At 72.4% G+C, this 10,086-nt stretch carries 12 protein-coding genes; 4 read left to right on the top strand and 8 right to left on the bottom strand.

From position 1 onward, the window contains the following. From hisF to VFV89_RS05530, 8 genes are all read right to left on the bottom strand, one after another. The coding region (hisF, locus tag VFV89_RS05565; protein WP_329704916.1) for an imidazole glycerol phosphate synthase subunit HisF at nt 1-684 on the bottom strand (684 nt) is incomplete at its 3' end. After that, nucleotides 681-1,430, bottom strand: coding sequence for a bifunctional 1-(5-phosphoribosyl)-5-((5-phosphoribosylamino)methylideneamino)imidazole-4-carboxamide isomerase/phosphoribosylanthranilate isomerase PriA (gene priA, locus VFV89_RS05560; RefSeq protein ID WP_329704915.1), 750 nt, complete (start codon nt 1,428-1,430; stop codon nt 681-683). The genes priA and hisF, both read right to left, overlap by 4 nt. Before the next feature lie 4 nt (nt 1,431-1,434). Then, complete coding sequence (locus VFV89_RS05555) at nt 1,435-1,764, bottom strand: hypothetical protein (RefSeq protein ID WP_329704914.1); 330 nt, start codon at nt 1,762-1,764, stop codon at nt 1,435-1,437. Nucleotides 1,765-1,885: 121 nt separating this feature from the next. Continuing rightward, nucleotides 1,886-2,515 carry an imidazole glycerol phosphate synthase subunit HisH gene (gene hisH / locus VFV89_RS05550; RefSeq protein ID WP_329704917.1) on the bottom strand — a complete coding sequence of 210 codons (630 nt, stop codon included), beginning with the start codon at nt 2,513-2,515 and terminating at the stop codon, nt 1,886-1,888. Beyond that, nucleotides 2,512-3,111, bottom strand: a complete 600-nt coding sequence (hisB, locus tag VFV89_RS05545; protein WP_329704913.1) for an imidazoleglycerol-phosphate dehydratase HisB — start codon at nt 3,109-3,111, stop codon at nt 2,512-2,514. The genes hisH and hisB overlap by 4 nt, the downstream gene beginning before the upstream one ends. Beyond that, entirely contained in the window at nt 3,108-4,211 is a 1,104-nt protein-coding gene (locus VFV89_RS05540) for a histidinol-phosphate transaminase (protein WP_329704912.1), read from the bottom strand. Before VFV89_RS05540 ends, hisB begins: the two co-directional genes overlap by 4 nt. Nucleotides 4,212-4,214: 3 nt before the next feature. Then, entirely contained in the window at nt 4,215-5,510 is a 1,296-nt protein-coding gene (hisD, locus tag VFV89_RS05535) for a histidinol dehydrogenase (protein ID WP_329704911.1), read from the bottom strand. A gap of 10 nt (nt 5,511-5,520) precedes the next feature. Further along, entirely contained in the window at nt 5,521-6,177 is a 657-nt protein-coding gene (locus VFV89_RS05530) for a hypothetical protein (protein ID WP_329704910.1), read from the bottom strand. A gap of 110 nt (nt 6,178-6,287) precedes the next feature. On the opposite strand from VFV89_RS05530, the gene VFV89_RS05525 reads away from it, so the two are divergent. The 4 genes from VFV89_RS05525 to ybaK form a co-directional block, all read left to right on the top strand. Next, on the top strand, nt 6,288-8,276 hold the full coding sequence (locus tag VFV89_RS05525; RefSeq protein WP_329704909.1) for a sensor histidine kinase: 1,989 nt from the start codon (nt 6,288-6,290) through the stop codon (nt 8,274-8,276). Next, a complete protein-coding gene (locus tag VFV89_RS05520; RefSeq protein ID WP_329704908.1) occupies nt 8,264-8,908 on the top strand; it encodes a response regulator transcription factor in 645 nt (214 codons plus the stop codon). Before VFV89_RS05525 ends, VFV89_RS05520 begins: the two co-directional genes overlap by 13 nt. Before the next feature lie 10 nt (nt 8,909-8,918). Further along, a complete protein-coding gene (locus tag VFV89_RS05515) occupies nt 8,919-9,584 on the top strand; it encodes an LON peptidase substrate-binding domain-containing protein (RefSeq protein WP_329704907.1) in 666 nt (221 codons plus the stop codon). Between the two features lie 73 nt (nt 9,585-9,657). Continuing rightward, a partial coding sequence (gene ybaK / locus VFV89_RS05510) for a Cys-tRNA(Pro) deacylase (RefSeq protein WP_329704906.1) occupies nt 9,658-10,086 on the top strand: 429 nt, incomplete at its 3' end.

Here is a 10,086-nt window from a genome sequence, read left to right as displayed (position 1 = left end):
GTCCGCACCGGCAACGACGGCCGGCGCGAAGTGCTCGACCCGGCCCGCGCCACCGGAGGCGATGACCGGGATGGTGACCTCGCGGCGTACGGCGTGGATCAGCTCGAGGTCGAAGCCGTCCTGGGTGCCGTCGGCGTCCATGGCGTTGAGCAGGATCTCCCCCGCGCCCAGCTCGGCGGCCCGGGCGGCCCACTCGATCGCGTCGAGCCCGGCCGACTGCCGTCCGCCGTGCGTGGTGACCTCGAATCCCGAGGGGCACTCGCTGCTCGAGCCTGTCGGGACCCGGCGCGCGTCCACGGACAGCACGAGCACCTGGTTGCCGAAGCGGTCCGCGATCTCCGCGACGAGATCGGGCCGCCGGATCGCCGCGGTGTTGACCGCGACCTTGTCGGCCCCTGCCCGCAGCAGCCGGTCGACGTCCTGGACCGAGCCCACTCCCCCACCGACCGTCAGCGGGATGAAGACCTCCTCGGCCGTGCGCGAGACGATGTCCATCGTGGTGGCGCGGCCCTCGTGGGAGGCCGAGATGTCGAGGAAGGTGAGCTCGTCGGCGCCCTCGGCGTCGTAGGTGCGGGCCAGCTCGACCGGATCGCCGGCGTCGCGGAGCTGCTTGAAGTTGATGCCCTTGACCACCCGGCCGCCGTCGACGTCAAGGCAGGGGATGACGCGTACGGCGAGGCTCATGCGACGCCCTTGGTGAGGGCGAGCGCCTCGGCGAGCGAGAACCGCCCCTCGTAGAGCGCGGTGCCCGCGATGGCGCCCTCGACCCCCAGCGGCACGAGCTCCATGAGCGCCCGGATGTCGTCGAGAGTCGTGACACCACCCGAGGCCACGACCGGGCGGTCGGTGGCCGCGCACACGTCACGGAGCAGCTGCAGGTTGGGCCCCTGGAGCATGCCGTCCTTGTTGACGTCGGTGACGACGTAGCGCGCGCACCCCTCGTCGTCGAGCCGGGCCAGCGTCTCGTAGAGGTCGCCGCTCTCCTTGGTCCAGCCCCGGGCCGCCAGGGTCCGGCCGCGGACGTCGAGCCCGACCGCGACGCGGTCGCCGTACGTCGCGATCGCCTTGGCGCACCACTCCGGCTGCTCCAGCGCAGCGGTGCCGATGTTGACCCGGCGGCACCCGGTCGCCATCGCGGCCTCGAGCGACTCGTCGTCGCGGATGCCGCCGCTCATCTCGACCTTGATGTCCAGGGTGCCGACGATCCTCGCCTGCAGCTCGCGGTTGTGGCCGCGGCCGAACGCCGCGTCGAGGTCGACGAGGTGGATCCACTCCGCACCGGCCTCCTGCCACCGCAGCGCGGCCTCGACCGGGTCGCCGAACCGCTTCTCGGAGCCGGCCACCCCCTGCACGAGCTGGACTGCCTGGCCACCGGCGATGTCGACGGCAGGCAGCAGCTCCAGGTACTTGTTGTCCGAGTTCTGGCTCAAGCCCTCAGCCCTTCCGGGTCAGGATCATGTGGACGATCGGCGCCCCCAGCACGCTGGCGACGACGGTCAGGCCGGTGACGTACCAGTCCTGGGTGAAGGCGTAGACCAGCAGGTTGAACGCCACCAGCACCGCGAGGGTGAACCCCGCCTGGCGGCGCCGCTTCTCCGCCAGCACCCCGCCCGGCCGAGCGGCCGGCCTCGGGACCCAGCCGGTGAGCCGCTCCCGGCGCGCGTCCTTGCGGACTCGACGCTCGGCGGCCGCTGCCTGCTGCTCGGCCACCGCGAGGGCTGCTGCCTCCCTCTCGGCCCGCCGCTTCTGCCGCTCCTTGCTCATGTCGCTGCTCCGGGGGGAGTTCCGTCGGCCAGCCGACGAAGCTCTCGGCGAGACGACGAAGCTTCGTCGTCCCGGGAAGAGTTCCGTCGGCCAGCCGACGAAACTCCCACTCCCACCGCCCTCACAACCGCTCCACCCAGTTGCGAAGGAGCCCCGCGCCGGCGTCGCCGGACTTCTCGGGGTGGAACTGAGTGGCCCAGAGCGGGCCGTTCTCCACCGCGGCGACGAACCGGTCGCCACCGTGCTCGGTCCAGGCCACCAACGGGGCGCGCGTGCGGCCGTTGGTCTCGAGCTCCCAGCGGCGGACGCCGTAGGAGTGCACGAAGTAGAACCGCTCCCCCTCGACGCCGGCGAACATCGCGGAGCCGGCCGGCACCTCGACCGTGTTCCACCCCATGTGCGGGACGATCGGCGCCTGCAGCCGCTCCACGAGGCCCGGCCACTCGCCACAGCCCTCGGTCTCCACGCCGTGCTCGATGCCGCGCTCGAACAGCACCTGCATGCCCACGCAGATCCCGAGCACCGGCCGGCCGCCCGCGAGCCGGCGCCCGATGGCGCGCGGGCCGTCGACCGCGCGGAGGCCCGCCATGCAGGCGGCGTACGCGCCCACGCCCGGCACCACGAGCCCGTCGGCCTCCTCGGCGGCGTGCCGGTCGCCGGTCAGGGTCACCGACGCGCCGGCCCGTTCGACCGCGCGTACGGCGGAGCGCAGGTTCCCCGAGCCGTGGTCGAGGACGACGACCTTCTTCAGAGTGTGCCCTTCGTCGAGGGGACCCCGGTCTCACGCGGGTCGAGCGCGATCGCGTCGCGGAAGGCCCGGGCGAAGGCCTTGAACTGCGTCTCCACGATGTGGTGCGGCTCGCGGCCCGCGAGGACGCGCACGTGCAGCGCGATGTGGGCGTGGAAGGCGAGCGTCTCGAAGACGTGCCGGGTCAGCGAGCCGAGGTAGTCACCCCCGAGCGTGACGTACTGCTGCCCCTCCGGCTCGCCGGTGTGCACGCAATAGGGGCGCCCGGACACGTCGACGACCGCCTGGACCAGCGCCTCGTCCAGGGGCACGGTCGCGTCGCCGAAGCGGCGGAGGCCGGCCTTGTCGCCCAGCGCCTCGCGGAGCGCCTGGCCGAGCACGATCGCGGTGTCCTCCACGGTGTGGTGCGCGTCGATGTGGGTGTCGCCCTCGGTCTGGACGACCAGGTCCACCAGCGCGTGCCGGGCGAACGAGGTGAGCATGTGATCGTAGAAGCCGACCCCGGTGGAGACGTCGTGGCGGCCGGTGCCGTCGAGGTCGACCTCGACGAGCACCTTGGACTCGCTGGTCTGCCGCTCGATGCGAGCTGTGCGGGTCATGCCTGCTCCTCCATCACCTGTGTGAGACCAAGTCTGAACGACGCCATCTCCTCCGGGGTGCCGATCGACACCCGCAGCCATCCCTCCGGGCCGACCTCACGCACGAGGACGCCGCGGTCGAGCAGCCCCTGCCAGACAGCATGACGATCCCCGAAGACCCCGAACAGGACGAAATTGGCATCGCTGTCCCCGACCCGGTGACCCTGCTCGCGCAGCCAGTCCACGGTGGCGTCGCGTTCGGCGCGGAGCTCGTCGACCTTGCCCAGCAGCTCCTTCTCGTGGCGCAGGGCCGCCAGCGCCACCGCCTGGGTGACCGCTGAGAGGTGGTAGGGCAGCCGGACCACCCGGATGCCGTCACAGATCGCGGGGTCGGCGGCCAGGTAGCCCAGCCGGGCGCCCGCCAGGGCGAACGCCTTGCTCATCGTGCGCGTGACCACGAGGTTGCGGTGCGCCGGCAGCAGCTCCAGTGCACTCGGCACCCCGGCCCGGCGGAACTCCCCGTAGGCCTCGTCCACGACCAGCAGCCCGCCCTGCCCGGCGCCCGCCACCGCGTCGCACAGGAGCGAGATGGCCTCGTGCGGGAGTGCGGTACCGGTCGGGTTGTTGGGGCTGGGCAGCAGCACGACGGCCGGCCGGGTCTCCTCGATCAGCGCGCGGGCGTGGTGGAGGTCGAGCGAGAAGTCCTCCTCGCGGTGGCCGACCACCCAGCCGGTGTTGGTGTCGCGGGCGTACTCGGGATACATCGAGTACGTCGGCGCGAAGCTGAGCGCGGTGCGGCCCGGTCCGGCGTAGGCCTGCAGCAGCTGCAGCATCACCTCGTTGGAGCCGTTGGCCGCCCACACCTGGTCGGGGCTGATGCCGTGTGGCGTGTCCTGGGACAGGTAGCCCGCCAGCGCGGTGCGCAGCTCGGTGAGCTCCCGGTCCGGGTAGCGGTTGAGGCTGCCCGCCACCTCGGCGACCGAGGCCGCGATGTCGGCGACGCAGTCGGCAGAGGGACCGTAGGGGTTCTCGTTGACGTTGAGCTGGACCGGCACGTCGAGCTGCGGCGCGCCGTAGGGCGCCAGCCCCTTCAGCTCGTCGCGGAGGGGTGGCCACGACATCGCTCAGCCCCCGAACCGGACACGGACCGCGGCGCCGTGGCCGGGCAGGTCCTCGGCCTCCGCGAGCGTGACGACGTGGCCGGCCACCTCGGCCAGCGCCTCGCGCGAGTAGTCGACGACGTGCACCGACTTGGTGAACGCCCGCACCGACAGCCCCGAGGAGTGGCAGGCGCAGCCGCCGGTGGGCAGCACGTGGTTGGAGCCGGCGCAGTAGTCGCCGAGCGAGACGGGTGCGTGTGGCCCCACGAAGATCGCGCCCGCGTTGCGGATCCGGCCGGCCACCGAAGCCGCGTCGGCGGTGTGGATCTCCAGGTGCTCGGCGGCGTAGGCGTTGGCGACGTCGATGCCCTGGTCGAGGTCGTCGACCAGCACCACACCGGACTGGCGCCCCGAGAGCGAGCTCTGGATCCGCTCGGTGTGCTTGGTCGCCAGCACCTGGGCCTCGAGCTCGACGGCGACCCGGTCGGCCAGCGGCCCGGAGTCGGTGACCAGCACCGCCGCCGCCAGCGGGTCGTGCTCGGCCTGGCTGAGCAGGTCGGCGGCGACGTACGCCGGGTCCGCCGTCTCGTCGGCGAGCACCAGGATCTCGGTCGGCCCGGCCTCGGAGTCGATGCCTACCCGGCCCTTGAGCAGCCGCTTGGCGGTCACCGTCCAGATCGAGCCGGGACCGGTCACGAGGTCGACCCGGGCGCACGGGCCGACGCCGTAGGCGAACATCGCGATCGCCTGGGCCCCGCCGACGGCGTAGACCTCGTCCACCCCGAGCAGCGCGCAGGCGGCCAGGATCGTCGGGTGCGGCAGCCCGCCGTGCTCCTTCTGGGGGGTCGACGAGAGCGCGATAGACCGGACGCCGGCCACCTGCGCGGGGACGACGTTCATCAGCACGCTGGAGACCAGCGGTGCGATGCCGCCGGGCACGTAGAGACCCACCCGGCCGACCGCCACCTTGCGGTGCGTCACGCGCGCGCCCGCGCCCAGCTCGGTGGTGGCCTCCTGCTCCAGCTCGGCCTCGCAGGTGGTCCGCAGCCGCCGGACCGACTCCTCCAACCCCGCGCGGACGTCGGGGTCGAGGTTCGCCAGCGCTTCCTGCAGCGCCTCGGGCGGCACCCGGATGTCGGTCTGGGTGACGCCGTCGTAGAGCTGCGACATCTCCAGGATCGCCTCGAGCCCGCGGGTGCGGACCGCCTCGCAGATCGCGTGCACCGCCGGGACCGCCGCCTCGATGTCGAAGTCGGCGCGCGGCACCACGTCCCGGTAGTCGTCGGGACGCCGGCCGCGCAGGTCGATCCGGCGCATCATGCCGCCGATTCTACGAAGGGTCGGGCTCCCGGTCGCTCACACCGACGAGCGCCGAGACGACGACGAGCCAGATCGGCAGCAGCATGGCCGGGACGAACCCCAGCGGGCCGAGAGGCGCAAGGAGGCCGACGACGATGGACGCGATGGCGAGCCACGCCGGCAAGGTGGCGGACCTCAGCCCGGCCGTGCCCACCCCGACGTAGGCACAGATCATCCCCACCATCAACGGCAGGAAGTTGGAGGTGTCGACGAAGTTGAGGGTGCGCACCGAGGCGTTCTCACCTTGGTCGACCGCGTGCCAGAGGGCCAGCCCTGAGACGACCCACGACGCGACCGTCAGTGCGATCACGACGAAGCCGAGCATCGCCGCATCCGCGGTCCACGAGGGCCGGCGTCCGCGGAGCGCGGCGCGAAGAGCGACGCCGAGGAAGATCAGGACCGCACAGGCCGCCATTGCGGCGTAGCCGGTGACCATGAACGCCACGTGGCTCTGGTCGTACGCCGACTCGATGGTGGGCAGGGAGGAGTCCGGGTCGGTGTCCGCCCCGGTGGCGAGGGCAACGACGAAGACGGTGACGAACGAGAGGGCGAGCAGGACGAGAGTGCGGCGGCGCGGCAGGTTCGACGTGGCGACGGTGGGCTTCGGGGCAGGTGCTGTCGTAGTCATGCACCCAACGGTCGCGACCGGGACGCGCCTGGCGCGTCGGAGCACACCCGGGACTCTGATGAGGGCTGACCCTGACGCCTAACCCCGATATCGCTGTCACCATGAGTGGCGTGAGCAGGCGCCGCGCGACCGTCATCGTGGCCGCCCTGCTCACGGTCACGATGGCCGCCGGCCTGGCCGGGGCGTGGACCGACCACCTGCTCCGTGTCAACGGACGGGCCGACCTGGCCGGCACCTCGGACTACGTCTGGCTGTTCGTGGTCGCCTCCGTCACTGCTGCCACCGTCGGCGCCGTCATCGCGGTCAACCACCCTTCACACCCCGTGGGCTGGCTCTTCCTCGTCCTCGGAGTGGTCATCTCCCTGGCCGGCCCGATCGACGGCTACGCCGCGTATGCCCTTTTCGCCGCACGGGACCGACCATTGCCCGGCGGCGCGGCGGCCGCGTTCGTCGCCGACCGCGAGTGGATGCTCTGGTTCCTACCGATCGCGCTGATCCTGTTCCTGACCCCGGATGGTCACTACCTGTCGTCACGATGGCGGGCGGCCGGTCGGGCGACCGTGGCCATCGGGGCTCTGGGCCTGCTCCTGTCGATCCCGTCCGAGCAGCCGTTCGACGCGCCGTTCCAGGACGTCGCGAACCCGTTCGAGGTGGCGGGCCTCCAGCCGGCCGCGGACCTCGTGAAGACCGTCCTGGTGAGTCTGCTCGGAGTGGGCCTCATCGTCTCGGCAGTGTCCCTCGTCGTCCGCTTCCGCCGCTCGCGAGGCGAGGAGCGGCGGCGCATGCTCTGGCTGGTCCTCGTGGTGCTCCCGATGCCGGTCTTCGTGGTGCTCGCCTACGTCGCGTCGTACTACGACCACGACTCCGTCACCGTCGTGGCGAGCGCCGCCTTCGTCACGTTGGTCCCGATCGCAGCCGGCCTGTCGGTGCTCCGGTTCCGGCTCTACGACGTCGAGCGCATCGTCGCGACCACGGTCACGTGGGTGTTGCTGAGCACGATCCTGGTGGCGGCGTACGCGCTCATGGTCTGGCTCGGCGCACGCGCGATGCCGAGCGGCCACGTCTCCCCCGCGGCTGGAGCCACGATCGGGGCGGTGGTCGCGGCCAGCCTGGCCTTCCCGCTGCGGCGCTGGCTCCAGGACCAGGCCGACCGGCGGTTCAACCGGCGCGCGTACGACGCCCGGCACCTGATCGGGTCGGCTCTGGCCGCCCAGGGCGCCGGCATCGACGTCGAGGCGGTGCTGCGCGAAGCCTTGGCCGATCCCACGCTCACCGTGGCCTACCCGGGCGGCGACGGCGCGTGGCTCCGAGCCGACGGAAGCCCAGCCGCCTCCGGGGTGCACATCGACGTCCAGCGGCACGACCGCGTGGTGGCCCGGATCGGCTACGACCCCGAGCACACCGATGCCGACACCGTTCACCGCGCGGCGGAGCTGGCCGCTGCCGAGCTCGACAACATCCGGCTCCGGGCCGAGCTGGCGCAACGGATCGAGGAGATCGACGCCTCCCGGCGCCGGCTGGCCGCGGCCCAGCGCAAGGAGCGTCGGCGCATCGAGCGCGACCTGCACGACGGCGCACAGCAACAGCTGCTCGCACTGGCCATGGACCTCCAGACCGCGCGGCTCAACGGCGACCCCGAGCGGATGCGGCAGGCGCTCGCGGACGGCTCGGACTCGGCCCGGGCCGCGGTCCGCGACCTCCGGGCGCTCGCCAACGGCCTGCACCCGGCCGCGCTGGCCGACGGCGGCCTCACTGCCGCGCTGGACGACCTCGCCCGACACTCGCCGGTGCCGTTGCGGCTACATGTCGAGTGCGGGCGGCTGGACCCTGGCACCGAGTTCACCGCGTGGTCGGTGATCGGTGAGGCGGTCGTGAACGCCCAGAAGCACGCGGGCGCCCACACCATCAGGGTCGACGTCGCCCGCGAGAACGGCCACCTCCGCTTGAATGTGTGCGACGACGGGCACGGTGGAGCCAACCCCGACGGCCCGGGCCTTCGAGGACTGCGTGACCGGATCGAGACTGCCCGCGGCCGGCTGTCGATCGTCTCGGGGACGGCCGGGACGACCTTGGAGGCGGTGCTCCCGTGCGGGTCGTGATCGCGGACGACTCCGGGCTGCTCCGTGACGGTCTGGCGGGGCTGCTCACCGAGGCTGGTGTGGAGGTGGTCGGCAAGGCGGCGGACGCAGAGGAGCTGGTCGGCCTGGTGGCGGCGACCAGCCCGGACGTGGCCGTGGTCGACATCCGGATGCCTCCGACGTTCACCCATGAGGGCGCCAAGGCGGCGCTCGAGCTCCGCACGCAGCAACCGGGGCTCGCCATCCTGCTGCTGTCGCAGTCATTGGAGAGCCGCTATGTGACCGATCTGGCGCGAACCCATGCCCGTGGCTTCGGCTACCTCCTCAAGGATCGCGTCACCGACGTCGGCGTGCTCCTCGACGCGCTGCGATCGATATCCGACGGCGGGACCGTGCTCGACCCCGAGGTGGTCGGCCACCTGCTCGGGCGCAACGAGCTCGCCGACCAGCTCGCCCGGCTCTCGGGGCGGGAGCGCGAGGTGCTCGAGCTGATGGCGCAGGGGCTCTCCAACAGGGCGATCGCGGACCGGCTGGTCATCGACGTGAAGACCGTGGAGACCCACATCGCACGGATCATGACCAAGCTCGACCTGCACCAGACCCCGGACGAGCACCGGCGGGTGCTGGCCGTGCTCGCGTGGCTGCGGGGCTAATGTCGGGAAGGTGAGCACGTCCCTTCCGATGTTCCCGCTCAACGCGGTGATCTTCCCCGGGGTGAGCGTGCCGCTCAACGTCTTCGAGGACCGCTACCGGGCGCTGGTCCACCACCTGCTGCGGGTGGAGGACCCGACGCAGCGGCTGTTCGGGTCGGTCGGCATCCGTGAGGGCTACGAGGTCGGGGAGCACGGCTCGCAGTCGCTGTTCCGGGTCGGCTGCCGGGTGCAGCTGACCGAGGTCGAGGCGCGGCCGGACGGGACGTTCTCGATCGTGGCGGTCGGGCTCGACCGGATCCAGCTCGAGCGGCTCGACACCAGCGGTGCCTTCCCGGTCGGCCAGGTCGTCGACTGCCCGGAGACCACCGCTGAGGTCCCCGAGGAGCTCCTGCGACGGGCTCGCGAGGTCTTCACCGCCTACCGGGCCGCGCTGGCCGACATCCGCACCGACCCCTACTCCGGAGAGCTGCCCCGCGACCCGTCGTACCTCTCCTGGACGCTCGCCGCCTGCGCCCCCCTCCCGCTCCAGGAGCGGCAGGCGCTCCTCGAGGCCGAGGACGCCGCGGACCGCCTCCGGCTGGTCACCGACCTCCTCCGGGGCGAGCTCCGCGCCATGAACGTGCTCCCCTCGCTGCCGGCCACCGATGTGGCCCGCACCCGGTGGAGCCCCAACTGAGTTCTTCCGGGGTCCCCGCGCAAACGTGCGGCCCCAGCGCGAAGCGCCCCTCCGCCCGGTTTCGTGGGGTGGCATGAGTCCTGCGGTGCTGGCCCTCCGGGCGGCCGGCGTGGCACACACCCTGCACGAGTATGCCCACGACCCGCGCAGCAGCTCCTTCGGGCTCGAGGCGGCCAGCGAGCTCGGGCTCGACCCGGACCGGGTCTACAAGACCCTGATGGCGAACGCCGACGGCCGCCTGGTCGTCGCCGTCGTGCCGGCGAGCGGGAGGCTCGACCTCAAGGCCCTGGCCCGTGCGGTGGGCGCCTCGAAGGCCGCGATGGCCGACGTCAAGGACGCCGAGCGGGCCACGGGGTACGTCGCGGGCGGCATCTCGCCGTTCGGCCAGAAGCGGCAGCACCCGACCGTCGTCGACGAGACCGTCGAGCTGTGGGACACCGTCTACGTCTCGGGCGGCCGGCGGGGCCTCGACGTGGAGATCGCCCCGGCCGACCTCGTCGAG

Source organism: Nocardioides sp. (assembly GCF_036274455.1).
Lineage (GTDB): Bacteria > Actinomycetota > Actinomycetes > Propionibacteriales > Nocardioidaceae > Nocardioides.
This window is presented reverse-complemented; position numbering and strand designations above follow the sequence as displayed.